The sequence below is a fragment of the Alcaligenes nematophilus genome, assembly GCF_026344155.1.
GTDB classification, from domain to species: Bacteria; Pseudomonadota; Gammaproteobacteria; order Burkholderiales; family Burkholderiaceae_B; genus Alcaligenes; species Alcaligenes phenolicus.
In genome coordinates this window covers 1077807-1101558 of sequence record NZ_JAPKMZ010000001.1, presented here as the reverse complement: position 1 = coordinate 1101558, position 23752 = coordinate 1077807, and the positions used below count along the sequence as shown (strand labels likewise).

Genomic DNA, 23752 nt, shown 5'->3' with positions numbered 1-23752 from the left:
GATGCGCCCGTAGCTATCTCCTGACTAGGGCACCGGTGCGCAGCACCGGCAAGTGCTCAGCCCGATCCCGGCAGAGGGACCCAAGTGGTGGCTTCACGGAGACCGATCTCATCATTCAAAGACCGATTTCACTCTCCGTGAACCCCCACCTATACAAGCAGGTTTACGCCGCTTTCTTCCGTAATGTCAGCCATAGACCCGCCAAGATAGCCACCAGTCCCAACCCAGCGCGAGCCGCCAAGGTATTCCCTAGAATCAGGAAATCCAGCCCGGCTGTCACCACAGGAACCAGATAAAACAGGCTAGTAACGTTGACCAGATTCCCGCTGCGAATCATGCGATACAGCAGCAACTGGGCCAGCACGGAAATCACCAGACCAAGCCATACCACCGGTCCCCAAAAGCCCAATGTGTTCTCCCAGCGGATTTCTTGTCCCAAACCCAGGGACGCAAGAATAAACAAGCCCAGAGACAAGGAATACTGCAAAGGCATTCCTTGCAAAGCCCCCACGGGCTGACGCTTTTGAACAATGGTCCCCACAGTGATGCTCAACAAAGCAGCAATTGCAAATACCAGACCCATCACGGACAAACGGCTGACAATCAGGCTTTGATACACCACCAGAATCAGTCCTGTCAGCGATAGTGCCAAACCGGCCACACGGCTCAAAGAAAAACGCCGCTCGGTCAAAGCCAAGGTCAGAATTGGCTGCACACCCAGGATCGTCGCCAGCAGACCCGGCGTGATTCCTTGAGCCAGGGTTTCAAAATAGAAAAACGAATACAGCCCGATCATCAGCAAACCGCTGATAGCTGGCAGCAGACGTTGCCCTTTGGGTGGCAGCCAGCCGCCATTGAAGTGCCCCAGCATGATCACCATAGGTAGGGCGATGGCAAAACGCAGGATCAGCATGGCCATAACCGAGCCATGATCCAGACCGATACGCGTGAAAATACCCGCGCTGCCCCAAAGCAGCACGAACAAGGCAATAGCACCCGCTTGGGCGCGAGAAGAAGAAATCATGATGTTCTTTATCTGTCTAAATAAATTAGGTTTGTCTGCAAAGACATTCCAGGCGCATCAATGGCGCAGGAAAAGAAAAAGAGGTCTTAGGAGCAGACGCTGTAGACGCGTGTGTCGACGACGACGTCGGACACGACTGCGGCTTGATTGACGACGCCTGGGGCGACGACAGTCAACAGCAAGACAGATGGAGGGGAGCCCGCCCGCAGCGACGCGGCCCGCGACAGGGGCAGAGTGCTTGGCAAAGAGGATGCGGGGCGGTTCATGAAATAAGAATCAGATCGTTAAATCGATGAAGCACTGTAGCACAAAATATATTCAGGACGCCAATCATCAGCCGCTAGGGTAATCGCTAGTACAGGCGATAGTCCGGGCTATGTAAGAATTGCACCGATCGCGATTTCAGATCGCTGCGACATTTCCAAATAGATACGACATCCGCTGCCAATGCTGCCAGCGCCGATGCCGGGCAAAAAGGCCCAGACCGGTTCAATGCTTGAACCGGTCTGGGCCTTTTTGTTTGCCTGAAATAAATCCGACCTCGTAGTTAGGTTGCGAACTATCTGGAACCCTGCTTCGCGGCACGATGCCATCGCGATACACAGAGCTCACGCAGCGTCAGCAAGATCTGACGCCAGCCAGGCCGGAATCGTCACCTTGTTTTGGAGGCTTATGCCATGTTGGGTGTTGCGCTTTTCTTTATTGGGGCTGTGCTGATTGTGAATGGCGTGGGTTTGACTGGACGTATTGAAAGTCGGGACCTGGCCCCCTTTAACTTGCTGGTGGGGCTGTTGGCCCTGTTCATCAATTTTCTGGGCTTGCAGCGCGGCGAGCAAATGGCGGATTACTTTGCCGTTGCTGGTGGGCTGCTGTTTGCCTTCACCTATCTGTATCTGGCTGTGGTGCAGTGGTATGGGTTGAAAGGAGTGGGCTTTGGCTGGTATTGCCTGTTCGTTGCCATCAGCGCACTGGCCTTTGCCGGGTCTGCCAGCGATCCGCGTTTGATCGCCATGTGGCTCTTGTGGTCCAGCCTGTGGTTTCTGTTTTTCCTGGCCTTGGGATTGGGACGGTCCTTGCGTATTTTGCCTGCGTATACCGTCTTGATCGGGGCCTTGACCTGCTGGTTGCCCGGCACCCTGATCATGATGGATGCCTGGTAGTTTTCATAGGAGTGCAAGCGTGGTGGGGGCCAGAGTAATGCAGTTTTTTGGAGTAACCTGATGCTCGCTCGTAGTGTTTACCGGCAGGTCCGTCGACCTGCGCCCCTACCATGCTAGACAGGAGATGGACTTTGGCTCACAACGAACCCGTACGCGTCGGCGTTCTTTATTCCGCAACCGGCATGACCTCTACCATTGGTCAGTCGCAATGGCAGGGCACCAAACTGGCGATTGAGGAAATCAACGAGGCCGGTGGCCTGCTGGGGCGTGAACTGGTGGCGGTGTGCTACGACCCGGCGTCCAGGCCCGCTTGCTACGCTGAACAGGCCGAGCGGCTGATTGTGCAGGACCGCGTCAACGTGATCTTTGGCTGTTATATGTCCAGCAGCCGCAAGGCCGTGATCCCGATTGTGGAGAAGTGGAACAAGCTGCTGTTCTATCCCACCCTGTACGAAGGTTTCGAGTTTTCGGGCAATGTGATCTATACCGGCGCGGCGCCCAATCAGAACAGTGTGCAGCTGGCGCATTTCATGACCAGCAATTTTGGCGCGCGGGTCTACATGATTGGCTCGGACTATATCTACCCCTATGAGTCCAATCGCATCATGCGCGAGCTGGTCATGCAGCATCCCGATAGCAAAGTGCTGGGCGAACACTATCTGCCATTGGATGCCAGCGAGAGCGATTACAGCCTGATCATGGAAGACATACGCCAGAAGCAGCCGGACTTTATTTTCTCCACCGTGGTGGGGGACTCTACAGCCAATCTGTATCGCGCTTATGCCAATGCGGACTTTAATCCGCAAACCATGCCCATTGCCAGTTTGACGACCTCCGAGGCCGAGATTGCCCAGATGGGCGCGGAAATTGCCTGTGGACACTTCACCGCCGCACCGTATTTTCAGTCCATCGAGTCGGAGGTCAATGCGCGTTGTCTGGCCAGTTTGCGCAAGCGCTTTGGGGCCGACTGCCACCCTAATCTGTGCTGGGAAGCTGCCTATTCACAGATGCATTTGTTCGCCAATGCGTATCGACAATCCGCCAGTGATGCGATCGGAGATCTGCTGCCCTACCTGCTGGGCAGTGAACTGGATGCACCTCAGGGGCGGATCAAGATCGATCCCAATAATCACCATACTTGGCTTTATCCACGGATTGGCCGCATCAATGCCGACGGCGAGTTTGCGATTGTGCGCCAGGCAACGCGCCCGGTCTCGCCCGACCCGTATCTGGTTACCCATTCCTTGGGCGACTGGACTGCCAAGCTGGATACTTTGGAGACATAAAGCGTGGCCAACTCCTCTTCCTACGGTGATGAGCCGGCAAACAAGCCTTTGCGAGTGCGGAATCGTTTTCCGCATGCCACCTCGCCGCAGCTCAAGGAACTGCGGCAATTGACGATGGTGGTCATGCATCCGGACGATAGCGATGGCCGCTTGCTGACCCAGCAACTGCAGCGTATCGGGTGTTCGGTCCAGACGATCTGGCCGCCCACGCAAAACCTGCCTTCAGGAACGGATCTGGTGTTTCTGGCCGTGCAGCCTGATCTTTTGCACCTGCGCCTGGATTGGGTCTGCGAGGAGGAAGCACCCACGATTATTGCCGTGGTCAATTATGAAAATCCCACGATAGTGTCGGCCGTGCTGGATTTGAATATTCAGGCGATCCTGCCTTCGCCCATACGCTCTTTTGGCTTGTTGTCCACGGTGGTGCTGGCGCGTAAATACCATAAAGAACTGCGCCAGCAACGTCGGCTGATCAGCAAGCTGCAAACCAAACTGATGGGGCAGCGGCATGTGGCGCAAGCCAAGACGATCTTGATGCGTACCCATCAGGTGTCCGAGGACCAGGCCTACGATTTGATTCGTGAGCAGGCCATGAACAAGCGCAGCACGATTGAGGATATTTCGATTGCCATTGTGAATGCCAGTGAAGTGCTGTCCCTGGGGCAAAAAGGTTCGTCCTTGCTGGGGAACTAGCAAGGTGTTTTGGCCAGGCTGAGCTGCGGTGGCTGGCTAGAGCAGGCGCGTGATTGAAGTGGTAGGCATAGGCTTGCTTGGTAAAGAGAAAAAGGCAGAAACACTACCCGTTTTCATTCCTCCTACAATAGCGATTTTCTAGAGTACGCCGCTGCCCCAGCGTAGAGATAATGAGCCATCAGGAATATGAACAGCCCCGGTCTGCCCTTGCGGTGACATCAGAGCAGCGCGCTGCCTGGGTGCAACTGCAAAAAGATCGCGATCAGCTTTACGAGCAATTAGAGACTCTGAACCGTGGCCACCTGGATTTGAGGAAATTCTTGCTCAAGGCCAAGCGCAATAATTGGATTGCCTGCACTTTAGTAGTGATTTTTACCGCGCTTGGCTGGTTGCTGGATGCATCGGTCTGGCTGCGTTGGTATGTATTGCCGATTACGTTTTTCTGCTGCGCCTTGTTGTGGTTTGGCGGAAAGCTGCTGGATCGGCTAATGCAAAGCAAGATTGCGAATCTATCCGAGTTTTTGCAACAGACGGATGCACAAATAGAAAAGGGGCGGCCTATCTTCGAGACAGACCACCCCCAATTCGATCAAGCTTGAAGTTACTCAGTGGAGCTTGGTGTCGCCACTCCCCAACCCAAGGCCTGATACAAGGCAATTACATTCAGGTACGAGCCGGTTTCCGCTATTGCCAGCTCTTGCCGGGTCTGGTTCAGGCTGCGCTGATTTTCCAGCACTTGCTGATAGGCACCGGCTCCCACTTCATAACGCGTCAAGGCACGCTCATGGGCATTTTCCAGATGTGACGCCGCTCGAGTCAGGCTAAGCAGGCTTTCCTGATGTTGAGTCAGCCTTTGCAAAGAGCCCTGAATTTCTTCCTGAGCTTGCAACAGCACTTGTTGATAGTACAGGCGTGATTCATCGGCCACCGCCTCCATGCCACGCAAGCGCGCTTTGGCATGGCCCAGGCGCAGGGCAGGCCATTGCATGGCAGGTGAAACATCAAAGGCACGGGCAGCATGGCCCAGGTCGCTACCTCGCAAAGCGAAAAAGCCAATAAAGCCAGCCAGATCCAGGCGCGGGTACAGCTCGGCGGTGGCGGCGGCCACTTCGTGCGAGCTGGCCAGGATTTCTTGCCGGGCAGCGCGTACGTCAGGCCGGTTGAACAGCATGGCGTTCACATCGCCTAATGGCAAGGAAGCGGCCAAGGGTGCCTTGGCGCTGGGCAATGGCGTATCAATGCTCCCGGCTTGCCCGCCGCTTAGCACCTGGATGCGCAAACGAGCCAGTTCCAGGTCGCTGCGCAGTTGGGGTACCAGGGTTTTGGCACGCTCCAGACCAGCCTGGGCATTGTCCAGATTCTCCGGCAATTCCCGACCCAGCGAGACGCCAGCCTGCACCAGCCTGATCGTATGCTCCCAGCTGCGTACGTCATCCTCAGCCAGAGCCAGTTGCCGTTGCAAACCTTGGGCTTGCACGTATTGGCGTGCCAGTTCAGCCGCGATAGCCTGGCGAGTCAGGTCCAGTTGGTCTGCGCTGGCCTCGCTGCGAGCCTGTGCAGAACGGGCCAGTTGCTCCAGACGACCGAACAGATCGATCTCCCAAGTGGCCTGCATGCCCAGGCGCCAGTTCTCGGTAATACCGTGATCAATGGAGCCATCGGGCGCGGCAAATTGTGAACCGCTACGGTTGTAGCTGGCGTGGGCCGTGATGGCGGGTAGACGGTCGTGTTGGCGCTCGTCGATCAGGGCGCGGGAGGCCCGCCAGCGGGCCTGTGCCTGGGCAATATCCAGGTTGTGGTCCAGGGCCTTGGTAATCAAGGCGTTCAGTTGCGGGTCTTGCAGCAAGGTCCACCAGTTTTCGCGTTGCTCGGTGGCTTGAGCGAACTGGCTGTTCCAGTTGGTGTCGGCCAAGCTTGGAGCGGTGGGAATGGAGGTGTCCAGCCCCACAGCGCAACCGCTCAGGATCAGGCTGGGGATCACCAGTCGCAGAGCACGCGCCACAGGCGCTAGCCTGTTTGATAGTTGTGGCGTCATGATGAGTGTTCTCCAGTCGAAGGGCGCAGGGCTTGCGCCAAATCGCGCGCCCGCGGGGTGTCTGCTTGATGGGCGTGATCACGCGCCAGCAAGGTATACAAAGTCGGCAAGATAAACAGGGTGAATATTGTGCCGATCAACATGCCCGAGACCAGCACTACGCCCAGGCCAAAGCGGCTGTTAGCACCCGCACCCGAGGCAAACAGCAGAGGCACTAGACCAAAGACCATGGCCCCGGTTGTCATCAGCACAGGGCGCAAACGAATGCGGGCGGCCTGCAAGATGGCTTCGGGCTTTTTCAGGCCCTCTTTGAATTGCAGTTCATTGGCAAACTCCACCATCAGAATGCCGTGTTTGCTGATCAGGCCGACCAGCGTTAACAGACCTATCTGGGTGTAGATGTTGAGCGTGCCAAATCCCAGGGCCAAAGGCAGCAGGGCACCGCACAGGGACAAGGGCACCGTCACCAGAATGATGATGGGGTCCACCAGGCTTTCGTACTGCGCGGCCAGTACCAGGTAAATCACCACCAGGGCGGCCAGGAAGGCCCACACCAGAGACTGACTTTCCTGGGTGAATTGGCGCGACTCCGATTGCCAGTCATGCGTGAATCCTGCAGGCAATTGACGGGCGATGTCGTCCAGATAGCCCACCGCCTGTCCCAGCGTGACGCCCGGTGCTGGAATGGCTTGCAGTGTGGCCGAGTTTTGCTGGTTGAATTGGCGCAGGCTGTTGGGCTCCACTTCGCTGTGGATTTGAACCATGGCCGACAAGGGCACCAGCTCGCCATTGGCACTGCGTACAAACTGGCGTGTCAGGGCTTGAGCCGTCAGGCGCAGTTCACGCTGGCTTTGCGGAATCACGTCATACGAGCGACCATCCAGCGAAAAGCGGTTCAGGTAATTCTCGCCCACCAGTACGGCCAGGGAATCAGCAATATCTCGCAGACTGATCCCCATGCTGGCCGCTTTGCTGCGGTCAATTTCCACGCGGGAAACGGGCTTGTTGTAGTCCAGATCGCTGTCTACCACGACGAACAATCCGCTTTCACGGGCTTGCTGTTTGACCCACTCCATCGTGTCGTACACCGTGCGGTAGTCGCCGGGGCTGCGCAGTACCAGTTGAACCGGTAGACCGCCGCTGGAACCGGGCAAGGGGGCAAGCTGGAAGGCGAAGATACTGCTGCCGGGAATCGCGCTGACACGTCCTTGCAGCTCACCCTGTACGGCGCTGGCATCGCGCTCGCGCTTGCTCCAGTCCTTCAGGTTGATCCCACCAAAGCTGGCGGCCGGGCCGTCTGTCCCCACAATCAACCAGGTGCTTTCGGTTTCGGCCACTTCACGATACGTGTCATCCAGCAGCTTGCCGTCGCGCTCGGCATAGGCCAGGTTGGCATTTTGCGGAGCTTTCACGGCTGTCAGCACGCTGGCCTGATCTTCAATGGGAGCCAGCTCACTGTGCGTCATTTGATAGAGCACGGGCAGGCTGATAAAGACCAGCAAGGCCATGGCGCCCGTGATCCAGCGATGGCGCAAGGAGCGGGCCAGCAATCGACCGTAGCGGGCCGACAGACCACCAAAGAAGCTCTCTGCCAGGTGCGCCATGCGACCTTCATCTTGCTGTGAGGGCAGTAGCAAGGAACTCATCACTGGGGACAAGGTCAAGGCCACGACCCCGGATACCAGCACGGCACCGGCCAGCGTCAGGGCAAACTCTTTGAACAGTGCTCCAGTCAGGCCACCCATCAGCCCAATCGGGGCATAGACGGCGGCCAGGGTCAGGGTCATGGCGATCACTGGGCCGGCCACTTCACGTGCGCCCAATAAAGCCGCCACCACGGGTGAGCGTCCGGCGGCAATGTGACGGTGTACGTTTTCAACCACCACAATCGCATCGTCCACTACCAGTCCGATAGCCAGCACCATGGCCAGCAAGGTCAGCAAATTGATGCTGAAACCAAAGGCCAGCATCAAGGCGGCTGCTCCCAACATGGACAAGGGAATGGTAGCCAGCGGAATCAGCACGCTGCGGAAAGAACCCAGACACAGATAAATCACCAGCACCACGATAATCATGGCTTCGGTCAGGGTCTTGAGCACCTCATCAATCGAGGCCTGGATGAAGCGGGCGGTTTCAAAAGCCAGGGCCACTTCCACGCCGGGAGGCAAGGTGGCCTCAATGGCTGGGAGGCGATCACGAATGCCTTCCACAATCCGCAAGGGGTTGCCGCCGGGAGTGGGGAACAAGCCCAGGTGAATCGCGGGCAGGCCATCCATCAGGGCGCTGGTTTCCGTCGCTGCTGCTCCCAGCTCTACCTTGCCTACGTCGCGCAGTCTAACCAGCGAGGTGCCGTCTTCGCGCACGATCAGGTCCTGAAATTCGGCCACGCTGGTCAGGTCCGAATTGAGCTGAATATTGCTCAAGACATGCTGGCCTTTGACCATGCCGGGGGCGGCCTGATAGTTGTTGGCACGCACAGCCTGGGAAATATCGGCAGCTGTCAGTCCATAGCCCGCCATGCGGTCCGAGTCCAGCCACAGTCGCATGGCCAGTTTTTGACCACCAAAGGTCTGGATTTTCGCCACGCCATCAATGGTGGAGAACATAGGCTCCACCACGCGGGACAGATAGTCATTCAGTTCCGGGATGGAGATTGACGTCGTGGAAAAGCCTACATAGGCCACCGCAGTGGAGTCCCCGGAGGAACGTTCCACAACCGGGTCATAGGCGCCTTCAGGCAGGCGGTAGCGCACCTGGCTGACCTTGCTCATGACTTCGGTCAGGGCCTGGGTAGAGTCGCGGTTCAGCTCCATGCGCAGGGTCACGACACTGCGGCTTTGCACGGAGTTGGAGGACAGGTAATCCACCCCTTCCACCGAGGCCAGAGCCTGGGCGATGGGCTGGGTGACAAAGCCTTGCATCAGTTGTGCAGAGGCGCCGGGGTACTCGGTGGTAATCGTGATGGTGGAGTTCTCCAGCAGGGGATACTGCCGGATGGGCAGCTTGTCCAAGGAGAACAGCCCCAACATCAGGAGCAAAGCGCTGACCACCAGGGCAAGTACCGGCCGACGAACGAACAAGTCGGTAAAGCCGGGACGGGAGGTGGTGTTCATACTGGCTCCTTGTCCTTGGCGGTTTGTACTGTGGAGCCGTCCTGAATCTTGATCTGGCCGGCGCTCACAACCTTGTCGCCTTCTTTCAAGCCATCAATGATTTCGACACGTTCATCCCATTGCTCGCCAGTTTGTACGGCCACGCGCTTGACCTGCCACAGACCCTGATCCGTGGGGGAGGCCACAAACACGGTCTGGCCGTAGGCGGTGTAGGTCAATGCGGTTTCGGGCACGGTCAGGACGGGCGCTTCGGCGGGGCGCTTCAATTGAGCACGGGCGTACATCCCCGCTTTCAGGCGATTGTCCGGGTTGGGCAGTAGCGCTTGCAGGCGCACGGTGCGCGAATCTCCAATCAAGGGATCGATGGCGCTGATTTCAGCCTGGAAGTTCTCGCCTGGCCAGGCGTCCACCTGTACGTGCAGGGTCTGGCCCACCTTCAGATCCGGCAGGCTTTGCTCTGGCACGGTCAGGTTCACACGCAGTTGACTGTCATCGACCAGGCTGGCGATGGCTTGGCCGGGTTGCAAGTAGTGGCCCTGATGCAAGCTGGTGATACCGATGCGACCCGAGAAGGGGGCGGCGATCTGTTTCAAGGCCAGTTCAGCGCGTTGATATTGCAGTTGGGCCTGGGCCACAGCGTGATCGGCCTGGGCTTGATCCAACTGCTCCTGGGTAGCGGCTTGCTGTTCCTTCAGCTTGCGTACACGGGTGAGCTGAATGGCGGCCTGTTTGACCTGTGCCTGCTCGCGGCGCACGCTGGCTTGTTCCAGTTCGTCATTGAGCAAAACCAGTGGCTGGCCTGCCTTGACTTGCTGTCCGGAGGTGAAATCAATCTTGCGAATACGGCCGCTGGTCTCTGCACTGAGCAGCACTTGCTGCCAGGCTTCCAGTGCACCGACGGCATGCAAAAGACGAGGAGCGGTCTGGGACTCGACGCTGGATAGTTCGACGACGGCAGGCGGATAGGCTCCCCCTGCTTGAGCTTCTTGCGAGGCTGGCAGCAAACGCCAGCCTATGGCCAATACGCCGGCCAGAACGGGAATCATGATCCAAGTACGACGCGAACTCATGCTGCCGACCCTCCTGTCAGGGAAGAGGGCCACAAAGGCTGTTTGTTGGGAAGAGTCCAGCCGAATCGCTGATCACTTTGCGACCAGTCTTCGGGTTTGAAGTAGGTGGCTGACACAAGCTGGGCTTGCCGTAACCATGACAGAGGTCCGGCAAACAGAATCCAAATGAGGGGAGGCATGGCAGGTTCCTGTGACAACAAAGAGGCAGCCAACATGGCTTGCCTTAATTAGGTACCTGGACTATAAAACCTCAAGTTAACTTGAGGTCAAGGGGTGTCAAGATGGCAAAAACAGTGGATTTCAGTCGTGCCTTGACGGTGGGGGAAGTGGCCAAACGCAGTGGTGTCCCTGTCTCGACCGTGCATTTTTATGAAGCCAAGGGCTTGATTGCCAGTACGCGGAATAGCGGGAACCAGCGTCGTTTTGATTCGGTGGTTTTACGCTACATTGCGATCATCAAAGTGGCGCAGCGTACCGGGATTCCTCTGGAGGAAATCCACGAGGCCTTGCGTGGTTTGCCACCGGGCAGCAAGCCATCCAGCAAGCAATGGCGAGCCATGTCCAGCCGTTGGCAGGCCAGTTTGAATGATCGTATTGAGCAGTTGACGCGACTGCGCGATGAGCTGACCCACTGTATTGGCTGTGGGTGCTTGTCCATGAGTGAGTGTCCCTTGCGTAATCCGGCCGATATTCTGGGCCAGCAAGGGCCCGGTCCCCAGATTCTGGAAAGAAAGCTGGAGACCGGAACAGAGGCTTAGCTCGGGTCGGGCGACTGCGCGTACAGCGCGGTGGCTTCGGAAGTGACCAGGGACTGATAGCGCTCGAAGTGGTTCAGGATGTCGTTGATGACCTGACTGGACGACAGGCCCATCAAGTCATAACCTCGACTGCCATCGGCAAAGACAGTACGCACTTGCCATTCTTGAGGGCGAGCCTGTTCGTTGCGTGCTGCTGCCGCGGTAAAGCTGGCAACCCGACGTGCACGCAATTCCACGCCATAGACAAAGTTGCGCTGGTTGTCGGCCTGAATGGTCAGTTGGGCCGTATCCTGCTCGCTGGTCTCCAAGCTGACGTTCAGGTTGCGTTTGCCCAGCTCGTCGGCCACGGCCTGCAAGGCGGGAACCACGGTTTCACCCATGAAGCGACGGGCGTCCCGCTGGTTGGGCGTGTGCAGGATCGTCGAGAGGCGTCGACGCCAGGACACTTCCGAGCCGGGAGCCGGGCCGGACATGGGGCCTTGACGACGCAATCGTGACATATCTGCCTTCATGCCTTTGAACAGTCCCAGAATCAACAAGAACATGATGATGGCAAAGGGCAGGGCACTGACCAGCGTGACGGTTTGCAAGGCTGTCAGACCACCGGCCAGCAAGAGCAGGGAGGCAGCGGTGCCTTCCAGCGCGCACCAGTAAATGCGTTGCCAGACTGGAGCGTCTTCCACCCCACCGGCGGCCAGGGTATCGATAACCAAAGAGCCCGAGTCGGCCGAGGTCACAAAGAAAATGGCTACCAGAATAATTGCCAAGGTCGAGGTTACATTCGACCAAGGCAGGTATTCCAGGAACTCGAACAGGGCCACGGATGCATTCGCGGCAGCATCCTGGGCCAGTTGGCCTGCCGCCACACCCATATCCAGGAAGATGGCGGTGTTACCAAAAACGGTCATCCAGAAGAAGGTGAAGACGGTGGGCACCAGCAAGACGCCCAGTACGAATTCACGTACGGTGCGGCCACGCGAGATGCGGGCGATGAACATGCCGACAAAGGGCGACCACGCGATCCACCAGGCCCAGTAAAACAGGGTCCAGGCTTTCATCCAGCTTTGCCCGCGGAATGCTTGTGTACTAAATGAGCGTGCAAAGAAGTTATCGAGATAACCGCCGATATTCTGTACAAAAGCATTCATCAAAAAGGCTGTAGGGCCCACGGCGAGCACAAACAGCATCAAGGCAATGGCAACCAGCAAATTCAGTTCGGACAGGCGGCGAATGCCAACATCCAATCCGCTGACAACAGATAGGGTAGCCAGCGAAGTAACCACCACAATCAAAATAATTTGTAGCCAGGTTTCCTGCGGCCAGCCAAATAAATGCTCCAGACCAGCATTGATTTGAAGTACGCCCAAACCCATGGAGGTAGCAATACCAAATAGCGTGCCGCAAACAGCGAAAATATCCACGCTATCGCCAATCCAGCCTTCGATACGCTTGCCAAACAAGGGATACAGGCCCGAGCGAATGGTTAAAGGCAGGTTGTAGCGAAAGCAGAAGTAAGCCAGCGACAAGCCAACGACCGCATAGACGGCCCAGGCGTGAACGCCCCAGTGAAAGAAGGTGATGATCTGCGCCTGATGGGCGGCTTCCACTGTGCTGGCCAGGCCCGAGGGCGGGGCCGAGAAGTGTTGCAGTGGCTCGGCCACGGCAAAGAACATCAGGCCAATCCCCATACCGGCAGCAAATAGCATCGCCATCCAGGTGAGATAGGGGTAATCAGGCTCCGAGTCGTCCGGCCCTAATTTCAAATTGCCGTAGCGGCTTAATGCCAGATAGACGACGGCAAAGAAAAACAGGGCCACAGCCAGGATATAGAACCAGCCGAAACTTTTGATGACCCAGTTTTGTAACTGCTCAAAAATAAGTGCGGCGTCTTTAGGGAAAATAATCCCGATCAGCAAAAAGACCAGGACGATAAAGGTAGATCCCCAGAACACCCGTGGATGTAGCGTGCTTTTAAAAGGCAGCCCCATGTCATGCTCCGTTTGTAACTAAGAGGGCACAGCTTAACGAGAACGACTGCCGGTTGAAAGGTTTGTTAGATTAGGAAATATTTGCTCAGGCTCGGAAAGGATCTATTGGCAAAATTAATTCCTGATGTCCGGCCTGGCGGGTTAATTCCAACTGATGCAGCACACTGGCACTGGCCGTATGCACCGCAGAATGCAGGTCTGCACCCAAAATCAGATGGGCCAGCAAGGTGGAGGCAAACAGGTCTCCGGTGCCTTTGGCAGCGCAATCCACGCGTGGATGGCTAAGCAGGGTGTCGGCACGCGGCTCCTTGCGGGACATCAATAATTTGATCTGACCATCCTGCCAGGAGTCGGGGGCGGCGCTGGTGGCAATGACCCATTCGGTCCGGCCATTTAGCAAGGCGTGCGCGGCACTGGAACTGCCCTGGATGGTGTCGCAAGGCTGTTGGGACAGCAAGGACAGCTCGTAATTATTGGGGGTCAGGCCCGTGGCCAGCGGCAGCAAGGTTTCGTGATAGGCGGGGATCAGCGCCGGGTCTACGTAGACGCCTACATCCAGATCGCCGATGACCGGGTCCACTATCACCAGAGTGTCAGGATGCTCTTGCAGCAACGTTTTTAACCAGCGCGCAATGATGACGGCTTGATTGGCGCTGCCCAGATAACCGATCAGGACAGCGCGTACCTTGTCCAGCGCACCGCGCAAGACCAGATCATTCAGAAAGCCTTCCAGCCACTCATCGGGGACAGCACCGCCGTGCACCGTGGGGTATTGCGGGTTGTTGCTGAGCAACACGGTGGGAACGGCGGCCACTTTAAAGCCATGTCTACGCAAAGTCGGGCCGGCAACATTGTTGCCCACCCGACCGTAGACGACTTGAGACTGAATCGAAACGACATCCACATGGTAGGGATGTCGTTCACGATCGACAAACGTTACAGCAGCAGTGTTCATGCAGTGCAATCAGCGGAACTGGCCTGTTTAAGTTGGCTGAGCCAGCTGGTCAGGACCGTAGCGGCAGCGGCGTGCAGGCGTTTTTGTACCGCCATGGCTTCCAGACGCAGCATTTGCGGATCGATATCAGCTTGTCCCAGTTCGTTGGCATGACCAACCAGCCAGCGTTCCAGCTTGCTGGTGTCGGCTTCCAGGTGAAATTGCAGGCCCAGTACTTGGGTTCCGAAGGAGAAGGCCTGATTGGGGCCTACGTCCGTGCTGGCCAGGTGAATGGCTCCGTCAGGAATATCGAACTGATCCCCGTGCCAGTGCAGGACGGGAATGCCGCTAACGGCGGCCAGGGGCGATTCTTTGCCCGCTTCGCTCAGTTTCAACGGAGAGAAACCGATTTCTTTCACACCCAGGGGGTAGACATTGGCGCCCAGGGCGCGCGCAATCAGTTGTGCGCCCAGGCAAATGCCCAGCAAAGGTTTGCCTGCCAGCAAGAACTTGTTGATCAGTTCCAGCTCATCAGACAGGAAGGGGTAAATCTTTTCGTCGTAGGCGCCGATTGGCCCGCCCAATACAACCAGCAGGTCAGCGTCCTGTTCACCCACGTGACGCAGTGACTCGACGGAAGGGTCAATGTATTGAACTTGGTAGCCCTGTTCGATCAGAACAGGTTCCAGTGTGCCCAAGTCTTCAAAATGGATATGACGCAGTGCGATGACTTTCTTCATAAGAGGTTCTTTCAATCCAGATGGTAAGGATGTCAGCTCGTGGTACCGATGTCTACATTAATGGCACCCGATAAGGGGAAGGTGCAACATGCCAGTGCATGGCCCTGGGCCTTGTCCTGGTCGCTCAGGCAAAAATCCGGTTCAGAGCGGTACTCGCCCTCCGAAATCTGTACCCGGCACGCGCCGCAAATGCCCGAACGGCATTGGCTGCGAATAGGCACATCGCCTGCTTCCAGCATTTCCAGCAGGCTGCTGCCCGGCTCAGGGTTGAGTGTTTGTCCGGTGCTGCGCACATTGATTTGCAAGGGGGGACTGCCCGCTTCAGGCAGGATTTCCACACCCGCTTTGGCCGGTGGGGAAAAGGCTTCAATCAACATATGCGAGATGGGGTGAGCCTGAATGGTGTATTCGCGCAGTGCCTGGGCAAAACCGTGGCTGCCGCAAATCACGACGGCCTGGGGGTCTTTTAACTGCTCCATATTTTCAAAAGAGGGGCGACCCACTTTGAAATGAGCGCTTTCGCGAATCTTTTCCTGCGTGACAAACACGGTCAGCGTGAACCAGCTGGTGCCCAGGTCCAGTTGCAGCAGTTCATGCAGGAAGGGAATGTCGGCAATACGGGCAATACTGAGGAGCAAATGTACTTGTGGTACAGGCAAGCCGTCCTGGGCTCGCGCCGCCAACTCACGCAGCAAGGCAATGGGCAGGGTAATGCCAATGCCGCCTGCGATCATGGCGATACGCTCGTAACCCACAATAGAGTTCACCGAGATTTCACCCGCCACATATTGCAGGGGCACACTCATGCCCTCGCGCAAGGTGGCGTGCAAGTGATCGGAAACACTATTGCGCCCCGACCCTTTTACGGCAATTTCAATCAGGTCTGGATCGGCCACACGAGTGATCGAATACATACGCTGTTGAATGGTGCCGCCGGTATCGGGGTAGCTCAGGGCGACGTGCTTGCCTGCCTGCAAGGCTTGCAGAAAATCAAAATGGCCGCCCTGCACCCGCAAGGTAAACACTTTGACGTTTCCGGCCTCGGGGCGAACGGTCTCGCAGCGCGCCTGAATCATGGCTGTCATTGCAGCGCCTCCTGTTGTTCGGCCTCGGCAGGAGCCTTGCCGGACTTGCTGTTCAGGCCAATGCGCTCGATCAGGCTTTCTACCGAGCCGGTGTACACGCCAATTTCGTTGGAGTCGCCGGTGTCGTGCAAGATGTCGCGGGCATTGGGGAAATTCACCATGGAGAAGACTTTTTCCCAGGCGCCCATTTCATTGTTGGCGAACATTTCTACGGTGCGCAAAATAACGGCGCGCATATGCTCGCGCTCTTTCTGGCTCAGTCCGTGAATGATGTCCGACGCCACAAAGCTGAACACGCTGGAGTGGCTCCACTCGTCCATGGCATGGGTGCGGGTAACTTCATGACACACGGTCTGGATGCTCTTGTCCTCGGCCATGGTCTTCAGGTAGTCAGTAATCAGGGTCTCGGATGCGCAGGCAATGGCAAAGCGGGTCAGACGACGCTCGGATTCGGAACCGCATTGGCTCAGGATGTCATTGCGCCACTGCACCAGGTTGAAATTGGTGAAATCCAGGGGCGTCAGACCACGCATGGAGTAGATGTAGTTGCAGGCCATGATGGACATGCGAGTGTGCAGGGCCTCGTCCAGCAAGGCCTGGGACATCACGTCTTGCAGCAGATTGCGGTTGGCGCTTGGGGGCGGGGTCTTGATGATGTCTTCGCAAGAAGGCGTGACCACGTTGCACTCAACGTAAATGGTCTTCAGGTTGTAAATGCCCCAGGCATAGGACAAGCACTGCGATTTCAATTCTTCAGGAGCTTCCAGCCAGGCCTGATGCTCGCGAAAAGGCAGCAGGCATTCGCTGAAATCGGCCTTGTTGGGATCGAAAGCCAGATTGTTGTAGTCAGGCAGTTCCTGATTCACGGCAGCCCGGTTTTTCCAAAGTACCGACAGTTTTTGCAGCATATTACGTACGGCGTCATCAGTTTCGTAGCTTTTGATTGTCATTTCAAACTTCCTTGCTGTTGATTGCGATCTGTTCGAAATGAACAGGTCGTTTCTTTATTCCACCTATCTTTATTTCCAAATGGAAAATCGCAGGCTTAAAAGGATTTGCCGATTCTTATGGACAAGGTCCAAAAAAATCCCGTTGCCGGGTTTCTTGAACCGTGGGGATCAGCGTGGTTGAACTGCCGTTAAAGCAATGGCGTTTCCTGTAGTCGTGGGAAAACTGGGGATGTTTTTTATCGTGCACAGATTGAGAAAGGTGATAATCTGCTTGAGCGTTTAGAAGTATGGGTGTTGAGTATTCGTTGGCTGCATTCTAATGATCCTATGACAATAAATGACAGACCATTTCAAGATCATTTGACAGACCACTTAATAATAAAAATTTGAATCTTGTTTTAATTCTTGACTAGGGTAATCGGGATTGGCGTTCTCTCTGTGTTTCAGAGGATTTTGAATTCTTTATGCTTTGAATGTTTATTCAAATAACAATAATTAAAAGTGGTCTGGTGAATTAATTTTTAATGGACTGTTTTATAGGTCGATAAACAGAATAGGATGTTTATCTTTCGCCCTTGGAGTCCGTGCGTCCAGGGCAGCACTTTTGCCTGGTATCGGGCAATGAGCCACGACCCTATCGTGGCTAATCTCTAAACAGGAACTCCCATGAAGAGTCTTGCCGGTGGCGACACCCCCCACCAGCCTCTGGCGGGTTCGCAATTTCTACAGCAAAGTGATCGCAATCTTTGGGACATCATCGAAGCCGAACGGCGTCGCCAACAACACACCATTGAGCTGATCGCTTCCGAGAATTACCTGAGCCGCTCCGTTTTGGACGTGCAGGGCTCCTTGCTCAGCAACAAGCAGGCGCAAGGCTATCCTGGGCAACGGATTTACGGCGGGTGCGAACAAGCCGATCAAACCGAAGAGCTGGCTATCGAGCGGGCCAAGTCGGTTTTTGGGGCCTCTTACGCCAATGTGCAGGCGCACTCGGGCAGCCAGGCCAATCTGGCGGTGTATCTGGCCTTGCTCTCACCGGGCGACACGATTCTGGCGCTGGATCAAAGTGCGGGCGGGCACCTTAGCCACGGTTCGCATTTCAATGTGTCCGGACGCTGGTTTCAGACTTGCTCGTATGGAGTGGATCGTCAAACGCAGTGGGTCGATATGGACGAGGTTCGTGCCCTGGCCCACAAGGAACGGCCACGGTTGATCATTGCCGGAGGTTCGTCCTATTCACGTACGCCAAATTTTGCCGAGTTCAGAAATATCGCCAATGAAATCAACGCTTATTTAATGGTGGATTTGGCCCACGGCGCGGGGCTGGTGGCGGCCGGTCTGATGGAATCACCTGTCAAACATGCCCATGTCACGACCTTTTCCACACATGGCACCTTACGCGGACCGCGGGGTGGGATTATCTTGAGCAATGAGCCCAAGCTGGCCGAGCGCTTAAGTCAGGCCGTATATCCAGGGCTGCAAGGCGGACCTTTGCTGAACATTCTGGCCGCCAAGGCGGTGGCTTTGGGTGAAGCGATGAGCCCATCCTATAAAGCCTATGCCCAGTCCGTCATCATCAATGCGCGCAGCTTGTGTCGCCGCTTGTCCGAAGGTGGGCTGACGGTGGTGTCAGGGGGAACAGACTGTCATTTTGGTGTGGTGGATTTGCGCCCTTGGGGGCTGTCCGGGCCTTTGGTGGAGCAGGTTCTGGCTCAGCTGGGCATTAGCTTGAGTAAACACCGTGTGCCGTATGAGCAAGCCTCTGGCGCCTACTCGGGGGTACGGGTCGGCAGTGCCGCCTGTACGACTCGCGGTTTGGGCGAAGATGATTTCAAGGAAATTGGCGACATGATTCTGGCCTTGCTGGGCGGGGTGCGCAGTGGTTCGCGCAATCCCCGCACCGAGAATGCCATTTTGGAAGGGGTCGCAGACCTGAACCGGCGATATCCCTTGATGTACTGATTTTTCCCGGCTCAGCCTTTGCCCTGACGCAGAGCGTTGGCCAGACGCAACATGGCGGACTCGATCTCGTAGGCGGTCAGGGAGGCATAGCCCAGCAGCCAGCCCTGTTGTTTTTCTTCACCAATGTACAGACGGCTCAAACCCGGCAGTTGAACGCCAGCACTCAAGGCGCGGCGCAGCGTGTGTTCTTCTGACCAGCCCGGCTCCAGAAAGCAGGGAATCTGCAAACCGCCTTCAGGTCGGGCCGCACGAACGATTCCTTGCAAGTGCTGCTCGATGGCTTCCAGCATGATCTCCCGCCGCCCGGCATACAGCTTGCGCATAGCGCGAATATGCGAGTTGTAATGTCCGTCTTCCATAAAACGCGCCAGCGTCAGCTGCAGGATTTGCGGTGTGTGACCATCCATGATGCTGCGTGCCTGGGTGAAGGGTTTGACCAGCTCGGGTGGCAGGGCCATATAGCCCATGCGCAGGCCTGGATACAGGGTTTTGCTGAAAGTGCCCAAGTAAATTGTGCGTTGGTATTTATCCAGCCCCTGCACACACGCCGTGGGTAAGCCGTCGTAATGAAATTCGCTGTCGTAGTCGTCTTCCATAATCCAGCGGCCATTTTCAGCCGCCCAGTGTATGAGCTCCAGACGACGTTCCAGGGACATGGTGGCCCCGGTGGGGTACTGGTGCGAGGGCGTCACGTAAATGCAGTTCGCGCCGCTGCGATCTTCATTCAGCAGATCGGTGCGCAAGCCTTGCTCGTCCACGCCAATTGGTACGACACGGGCTTCGGCTGCTTCAAAGGCTTTGCGGGCGCCGAAGTAGCCAGGATTTTCAACCAGAATAGGTTTGCCAGCATCGACCAGTAGTTGCGCGCACAGAAACAAGGCCTGGCGCGTGCTGCTCAGAATCAAAATCTGATCAGCGGAGACCTTCGCACCACGCTCCAGATTCAGGTACACGGCAATCGCTTTACGCAGGGACTCGGTGCCTTGCGGATCGCCATGCAGCAGGATGTTGGCTCGATAGTCTTTCATGGCCTGACGCTGCAGGCGTTCCCACACATCGGTGGGGAAGTTGCGGGTTTCCGGCAGGCCAGTGGCAAAGGCCTTGATGGTCTGTTGATCGGCAATGCCGCCACTTTCAAACACGGCGCGACCCCGACGGCTTAAGCCCGTACCGGGTTCCATTACGCTGCGTTTCAGATCCTGGGCTTTGATGCGGCGATAGGCACTGCCGCGCAGCTCCGTGCCGACCGACTCGGAAACATAGCTGCCCGAGCCCTCGCGCCGCACGATAAAGCCGTCTCGATGCAGTTGAACATAGGCGTTTTCAACCGTATCGCGGGCCATGCCCAAGGATTTGGCCAGGGAGCGTGTGGCAGGCAGCTTGACCCCCGGACCCAGGGCGCCATCCAGAATCAATGCCCGCAAGGCACGCTGAATGCGCTGGTGAAGATCCAGGGATTGAAGTTCGTCATCGTTAAGACGCATCTTCAAGGTGTCCAGTTCAAACGAACGCGTCATGCGGTCTGCTCCAGAGAATATTAATGGTCTGACTAGTCAGACCATTGTGCTCGTAGACTTGATTGTCATTGCCGAAATAGGGGGGGCCTGTTCCGGCGTTCAGGTTTGTACAGGATCTCAGCAAGTATGTCCCGACCCTTTAATTTCAGCGCAGGGCCCAGCGCCTTGCCAATGGATGTTCTATTGCAAATACGTGATGAGCTGCTTGATTTTGCGGGCACAGGGGTGTCCGTGATGGAAATCAGCCATCGTTCCCAGCCTTTCATGGATTTTGCCCATCGTACCGACGCCGCTGTGCGTCGTGTTCTGGCCGTGCCAACGGACTATCACGTCTTGCTCCTGCAAGGAGGGTCGTACCTGCAGTTTTCTCAAATACCGATGAACTTGCTTCATCAAGCAAACACAGCGGACTATATACATACGGGTTTATGGTCGGAACAGGCGGCTAATGCCGCCAAGCAATATGGGAATGTCGAAATCGTAGCCAGTTCTTATGAAACTGGATTTGATCGTATTCCCGAGATTAATGAATCTAATATTAATCGGGATGCAGCGTACTTGCATTACACAGAGAACGAAACTGCACAGGGCTTGCAATTTTCAAAACCACCTGTTTCACCTATTCCCTTGGTGTGTGATGCTTGCTCCAGCTTGATGTCAAAACCGATTGATGTCTCGGCTCACGATTTGATTTATGCCTCGGCCCAGAAAAATATGGGAATTGCCGGTGTTACGCTGGTATTACTTAATCCCGCTATTTTAGACAGGCCTTTGGCAAATACGCCACAAGCTTTGGATTTTTCCATTCAAGCAAAAAAGAAATCGCTATTAAATACACCGTCAACCTTTTCCTGGTATGTGCTGGGTTTGATGCTGGAATGGATAGAGCGTGTTGGTGGAATAGAAGTATTGCACAAAATAAATAAGAAAAAATCGCAGCTGCTCTATGAGCTTATTGATAGCAGTGATGGTTTCTATATCAACAATGTTTTGCCTGACTATCGATCCATCAATAATGTCCCATTTCATATTGCTGAAACTGATTTAGATATTTTATTTGTTGAAGAAGCGCAAAAGAATGGTTTTCACGGCTTGAAGGGCCATCAATCAACGGGGGGCTTGCGCGCCAGCATCTACAACGCCGTCACCTTGGATGCGGTACAGGCGCTGGGAGAGTTCATGCGCGAGTTCAAGCGCACGCACGGTTAGGGCGTGCGCCTGCTTTGCAAGGCGGCCAAGTAAGTAGCCGCGACGAGGGTAGAAATTTTTTTAAGGAAAAGCGATGTACGACAACACACTCAGCCTGGCTGAATTCGACAAGGAATTGGCTCAGGCCATTCAGGGCGAAGAAAGCCGTCAGGAAGATCACGTGGAACTGATTGCCTCGGAAAACTACGCCAGCCCTTTGGTGATGCAGGTTCAGAACTCCGTGTTTACTAACAAATACGCCGAGGGTTACCCGGACAAGCGTTACTACGCCGGTTGCGAATTTGTAGATGTAGCCGAACGTCTGGCTATCGAGCGTCTGAAAGCGGTGTTCGATTGTGATTACGCCAACGTACAGCCTCATGCTGGAGCGCAGGCTAATACTGCTGTGTTCCTGGCTTTGCTCAAACCGGGCGATACGGTGATGGGGATGAACCTGGCTCAGGGTGGTCACCTGACCCACGGTAACCCCATCAATATTTCCGGGCGTCTTTACAACATTGTTCCTTACGGCGTTGATACCCAAACCGGGCTGATCGATTACGACGAAATGGAGCGCATTGCTATCGAGACCAAGCCCAAAATGCTGATTGGTGGTTTCTCCGCCTATTCGCGTGTGAAGGATTGGGCGCGTATGCGCCAGATTGCTGACAAGGTCGGTGCCTGGTTCTGGGTGGATATGGCCCACGTAGCTGGTCTGGTGGCGGCGGGTGAGTACCCCAGCCCCTTGCCACACGCCCATGTGGTCACCAGCACAACGCACAAAACTCTGCGCGGTCCACGTGGTGGCGTGATTATGGCTAAAGGGCAAAGCGAAGATTTCTACAAACGCCTGAATTCTGCTGTATTCCCAGGCGTGCAAGGCGGCCCCTTGATGCACTTGATTGCGGCCAAAGCCATTGCTTTCAAAGAGGCTCTGCAGCCGGAATTCCGTACCTATCAGCAAAACGTGGTGCGTAATGCCCGCGCCATGGCGGCGGTACTGATGCAGCGTGGTCACGACATCGTGTCAGGCGGGACAGATAACCACATGATGCTGATCAACTTGTCGACCAAGCCCTACACCGGGCAAGAGGCCAGTGATGCCTTGGCAGATGCCTATATCACCGTGAACAAGAATTCGGTGCCCAATGATCCCCGTTCGCCCATGGTGACCTCGGGTATTCGTATCGGAACGCCGGCTGTAACGACACGTGGCTTTACGGTGGAGGACTGCGAGCAGCTGGCGCATTACTTGTGTGATGTGCTTGATGCTTATGAGGCTGGCACTTTAGATAAGGTCAAGCACGAGATCCGCGAAAAAATTGTGAGTCTGTGCCGAAGCTATCCGGTGTATCAGGTGCAGACGGAGCCAGCGCAGCTTTGATTTGATAAATTTTTTATAGGAGCCCAGCCACTTTGGTGGTTGGGTTTTTTTTATGATTGAAATCGCTGTGGACTTGAGTGGTCGTATCTTGGTTGGTTTTTACTTCACGGTGGCTTTTTTAGGATATTTGATTTTTAAGTTAAAAGGTGCCCATTTCGTTCTTATGGATTATTTATGGTCATTTTTTAATAAAGAAAATTATTATCATGATTTTTTGGAAAAGGAACGTAGAGACAATTTGGATGTAGAACGGTTTAAGTTGATGTTTGGCGTGAAAGGTGTGCAGTCTATTGATTCGGTACAAAGGGCTGTGCGGTGGTCCAAGCGCTTGTCTGTCTCTTTACGAGAATTAGGTAAAGCTGGCAAGTGGGTAGATTGGGATAAGCAAGAGGTCACGGAGCCGACGAAGTGCTATGGGGGAGGTGTTTTTGGAGCCGCTTTATTAGTGCTTATGCTGCTCATTATGTCAGTTGGCTTTTCATTAAGCTCCAGGGTTCTGGTGCAATTTAAAGAAAGTAAAGTCTGGGCATGGCAAGGTGAAGATTACTTCAGTGCATTTCCGCTAACAAATGAGCAGGATTGGGTTCTTCGGAAAAAAGATTGCTTTGGTGGTTTTAAAAGGGCGGATTTACCGTTGAGTCCGGATGAAATTGATTATATGTGTATGAATATGGGTAGTGAGAGTTATTTGAAGAGTTTTCGCTCAGGGATGGCTGCTCAGAAATATTTTGGAGTTTTTTCTTTTTTTGTTTTTCTTTATTTTTTAATTGTTTTTAAAATTGAACTTTCATCTTTTTCAACCGCTTCTCGAGTACACAAGTTGGTCAATAAGCCGTAGTTGGTTTCTGGGGTAGGGAATTGGGGG

20 protein-coding genes are annotated in these 23752 nt (G+C 55.3%); 9 read left to right on the top strand and 11 right to left on the bottom strand.

The features are described from left to right. Positions 1 to 163: 163 nt before the first annotated feature. On the bottom strand, positions 164 to 1024 hold the full coding sequence (locus OSH04_RS05140; protein WP_009459353.1) for a DMT family transporter: 861 nt from the start codon (positions 1022 to 1024) through the stop codon (positions 164 to 166). Between the two features lie 677 nt (positions 1025 to 1701). Between OSH04_RS05140 and OSH04_RS05135 the strand changes: the two genes are divergently transcribed. The 4 genes from OSH04_RS05135 to OSH04_RS05120 all read left to right on the top strand — a co-directional run bounded on the left by OSH04_RS05135 (position 1702) and on the right by OSH04_RS05120 (position 4762). Next, the gene (locus tag OSH04_RS05135) at positions 1702 to 2184 is read left to right on the top strand and encodes an AmiS/UreI family transporter (RefSeq protein WP_266108044.1); all 483 of its coding nucleotides are present in this window, start codon (positions 1702 to 1704) and stop codon (positions 2182 to 2184) included. Positions 2185 to 2315: 131 nt separating this feature from the next. Further along, complete coding sequence (locus OSH04_RS05130) at positions 2316 to 3470, top strand: transporter substrate-binding domain-containing protein (protein ID WP_232466889.1); 1155 nt, start codon at positions 2316 to 2318, stop codon at positions 3468 to 3470. Between the two features lie 3 nt (positions 3471 to 3473). Continuing rightward, positions 3474 to 4163 carry an ANTAR domain-containing response regulator gene (locus OSH04_RS05125; protein ID WP_026484656.1) on the top strand — a complete coding sequence of 230 codons (690 nt, stop codon included), beginning with the start codon at positions 3474 to 3476 and terminating at the stop codon, positions 4161 to 4163. A gap of 170 nt (positions 4164 to 4333) precedes the next feature. Then, on the top strand, positions 4334 to 4762 hold the full coding sequence (locus OSH04_RS05120; RefSeq protein WP_035271990.1) for a hypothetical protein: 429 nt from the start codon (positions 4334 to 4336) through the stop codon (positions 4760 to 4762). 2 nt (positions 4763 to 4764) lie between these two features. Here OSH04_RS05120 and OSH04_RS05115 read toward each other — a convergent pair whose 3' ends face one another. The 4 genes from OSH04_RS05115 to OSH04_RS05100 are packed head-to-tail and all read right to left on the bottom strand — an operon-like array spanning position 4765 to position 10560. Then, positions 4765 to 6198: an efflux transporter outer membrane subunit gene (locus OSH04_RS05115; protein WP_266108043.1), complete on the bottom strand. Its 1434-nt coding sequence runs from the start codon at positions 6196 to 6198 to the stop codon at positions 4765 to 4767. Then, positions 6195 to 9311, bottom strand: a complete 3117-nt coding sequence (locus OSH04_RS05110; RefSeq protein WP_266108042.1) for a MexW/MexI family multidrug efflux RND transporter permease subunit — start codon at positions 9309 to 9311, stop codon at positions 6195 to 6197. The genes OSH04_RS05115 and OSH04_RS05110 overlap by 4 nt, the downstream gene beginning before the upstream one ends. Continuing rightward, positions 9308 to 10381, bottom strand: a complete 1074-nt coding sequence (locus tag OSH04_RS05105; RefSeq protein ID WP_009459332.1) for an efflux RND transporter periplasmic adaptor subunit — start codon at positions 10379 to 10381, stop codon at positions 9308 to 9310. Before OSH04_RS05105 ends, OSH04_RS05110 begins: the two co-directional genes overlap by 4 nt. Further along, complete coding sequence (locus OSH04_RS05100; RefSeq protein ID WP_143241159.1) at positions 10378 to 10560, bottom strand: hypothetical protein; 183 nt, start codon at positions 10558 to 10560, stop codon at positions 10378 to 10380. The genes OSH04_RS05105 and OSH04_RS05100 overlap by 4 nt, the downstream gene beginning before the upstream one ends. Before the next feature lie 102 nt (positions 10561 to 10662). Between OSH04_RS05100 and soxR the strand changes: the two genes are divergently transcribed. After that, a complete protein-coding gene (soxR, locus tag OSH04_RS05095; protein ID WP_009459330.1) occupies positions 10663 to 11139 on the top strand; it encodes a redox-sensitive transcriptional activator SoxR in 477 nt (158 codons plus the stop codon). On the opposite strand, the gene OSH04_RS05090 is transcribed toward soxR, so the two are convergent. The 5 genes from OSH04_RS05090 to OSH04_RS05070 form a co-directional block, all read right to left on the bottom strand. Beyond that, a complete protein-coding gene (locus tag OSH04_RS05090; RefSeq protein WP_035271998.1) occupies positions 11136 to 13127 on the bottom strand; it encodes a BCCT family transporter in 1992 nt (663 codons plus the stop codon). The two genes, soxR and OSH04_RS05090, sit on opposite strands and share 4 nt — an antisense overlap. Positions 13128 to 13212: 85 nt before the next feature. Then, a complete protein-coding gene (gene pdxK, locus OSH04_RS05085; RefSeq protein ID WP_247966522.1) occupies positions 13213 to 14082 on the bottom strand; it encodes a pyridoxine/pyridoxal/pyridoxamine kinase in 870 nt (289 codons plus the stop codon). Further along, positions 14079 to 14801 (bottom strand): glutamine amidotransferase, encoded by a 723-nt coding sequence (locus tag OSH04_RS05080; protein WP_083053174.1) that lies wholly within the window; start codon positions 14799 to 14801, stop codon positions 14079 to 14081. The genes pdxK and OSH04_RS05080 overlap by 4 nt, the downstream gene beginning before the upstream one ends. 32 nt (positions 14802 to 14833) lie before the next feature. Further along, positions 14834 to 15886 (bottom strand): 2Fe-2S iron-sulfur cluster-binding protein, encoded by a 1053-nt coding sequence (locus OSH04_RS05075; protein ID WP_115633994.1) that lies wholly within the window; start codon positions 15884 to 15886, stop codon positions 14834 to 14836. Continuing rightward, the gene (locus OSH04_RS05070) at positions 15883 to 16836 is read right to left on the bottom strand and encodes an AurF N-oxygenase family protein (RefSeq protein WP_035272004.1); all 954 of its coding nucleotides are present in this window, start codon (positions 16834 to 16836) and stop codon (positions 15883 to 15885) included. Before OSH04_RS05070 ends, OSH04_RS05075 begins: the two co-directional genes overlap by 4 nt. 666 nt (positions 16837 to 17502) lie before the next feature. Between OSH04_RS05070 and OSH04_RS05065 the strand changes: the two genes are divergently transcribed. Further along, entirely contained in the window at positions 17503 to 18798 is a 1296-nt protein-coding gene (locus tag OSH04_RS05065) for a serine hydroxymethyltransferase (protein WP_052159405.1), read from the top strand. An 11-nt stretch (positions 18799 to 18809) separates the two neighbouring features. On the opposite strand, the gene pdxR is transcribed toward OSH04_RS05065, so the two are convergent. Further along, positions 18810 to 20315 carry a MocR-like pyridoxine biosynthesis transcription factor PdxR gene (gene pdxR, locus OSH04_RS05060; RefSeq protein WP_021446938.1) on the bottom strand — a complete coding sequence of 502 codons (1506 nt, stop codon included), beginning with the start codon at positions 20313 to 20315 and terminating at the stop codon, positions 18810 to 18812. Between the two features lie 126 nt (positions 20316 to 20441). Between pdxR and serC the strand changes: the two genes are divergently transcribed. The 3 genes from serC to OSH04_RS05045 all read left to right on the top strand — a co-directional run bounded on the left by serC (position 20442) and on the right by OSH04_RS05045 (position 23725). Beyond that, positions 20442 to 21524 carry a 3-phosphoserine/phosphohydroxythreonine transaminase gene (serC, locus tag OSH04_RS05055; RefSeq protein ID WP_035272007.1) on the top strand — a complete coding sequence of 361 codons (1083 nt, stop codon included), beginning with the start codon at positions 20442 to 20444 and terminating at the stop codon, positions 21522 to 21524. A 73-nt stretch (positions 21525 to 21597) separates the two neighbouring features. Continuing rightward, positions 21598 to 22887 (top strand): serine hydroxymethyltransferase, encoded by a 1290-nt coding sequence (glyA, locus tag OSH04_RS05050; protein WP_060186346.1) that lies wholly within the window; start codon positions 21598 to 21600, stop codon positions 22885 to 22887. 52 nt (positions 22888 to 22939) lie between these two features. Continuing rightward, positions 22940 to 23725 carry a DUF6216 family protein gene (locus OSH04_RS05045; RefSeq protein WP_266108041.1) on the top strand — a complete coding sequence of 262 codons (786 nt, stop codon included), beginning with the start codon at positions 22940 to 22942 and terminating at the stop codon, positions 23723 to 23725. The last annotated feature ends 27 nt before the right edge of the window (positions 23726 to 23752 follow it).

Coding starts and splice junctions, on each gene's coding strand:
- OSH04_RS05140 (WP_009459353.1), bottom strand. CDS start 1,024: ATGATTTCTTCTTCTCGCGCCCAAGCGGGTGCTATTGCCTTGTTCGTG.
- OSH04_RS05135 (WP_266108044.1), top strand. CDS start 1,702: ATGTTGGGTGTTGCGCTTTTCTTTATTGGGGCTGTGCTGATTGTGAAT.
- OSH04_RS05120 (WP_035271990.1), top strand. CDS start 4,334: ATGAGCCATCAGGAATATGAACAGCCCCGGTCTGCCCTTGCGGTGACA.
- OSH04_RS05115 (WP_266108043.1), bottom strand. CDS start 6,198: ATGACGCCACAACTATCAAACAGGCTAGCGCCTGTGGCGCGTGCTCTG.
- OSH04_RS05110 (WP_266108042.1), bottom strand. CDS start 9,311: ATGAACACCACCTCCCGTCCCGGCTTTACCGACTTGTTCGTTCGTCGG.
- OSH04_RS05105 (WP_009459332.1), bottom strand. CDS start 10,381: ATGAGTTCGCGTCGTACTTGGATCATGATTCCCGTTCTGGCCGGCGTA.
- OSH04_RS05100 (WP_143241159.1), bottom strand. CDS start 10,560: ATGCCTCCCCTCATTTGGATTCTGTTTGCCGGACCTCTGTCATGGTTA.
- soxR (WP_009459330.1), top strand. CDS start 10,663: ATGGCAAAAACAGTGGATTTCAGTCGTGCCTTGACGGTGGGGGAAGTG.
- OSH04_RS05090 (WP_035271998.1), bottom strand. CDS start 13,127: ATGGGGCTGCCTTTTAAAAGCACGCTACATCCACGGGTGTTCTGGGGA.
- pdxK (WP_247966522.1), bottom strand. CDS start 14,082: ATGAACACTGCTGCTGTAACGTTTGTCGATCGTGAACGACATCCCTAC.
- OSH04_RS05080 (WP_083053174.1), bottom strand. CDS start 14,801: ATGAAGAAAGTCATCGCACTGCGTCATATCCATTTTGAAGACTTGGGC.
- OSH04_RS05075 (WP_115633994.1), bottom strand. CDS start 15,886: ATGACAGCCATGATTCAGGCGCGCTGCGAGACCGTTCGCCCCGAGGCC.
- OSH04_RS05070 (WP_035272004.1), bottom strand. CDS start 16,836: ATGACAATCAAAAGCTACGAAACTGATGACGCCGTACGTAATATGCTG.
- OSH04_RS05065 (WP_052159405.1), top strand. CDS start 17,503: ATGAAGAGTCTTGCCGGTGGCGACACCCCCCACCAGCCTCTGGCGGGT.
- pdxR (WP_021446938.1), bottom strand. CDS start 20,315: ATGACGCGTTCGTTTGAACTGGACACCTTGAAGATGCGTCTTAACGAT.
- serC (WP_035272007.1), top strand. CDS start 20,442: ATGTCCCGACCCTTTAATTTCAGCGCAGGGCCCAGCGCCTTGCCAATG.
- glyA (WP_060186346.1), top strand. CDS start 21,598: ATGTACGACAACACACTCAGCCTGGCTGAATTCGACAAGGAATTGGCT.
- OSH04_RS05045 (WP_266108041.1), top strand. CDS start 22,940: ATGATTGAAATCGCTGTGGACTTGAGTGGTCGTATCTTGGTTGGTTTT.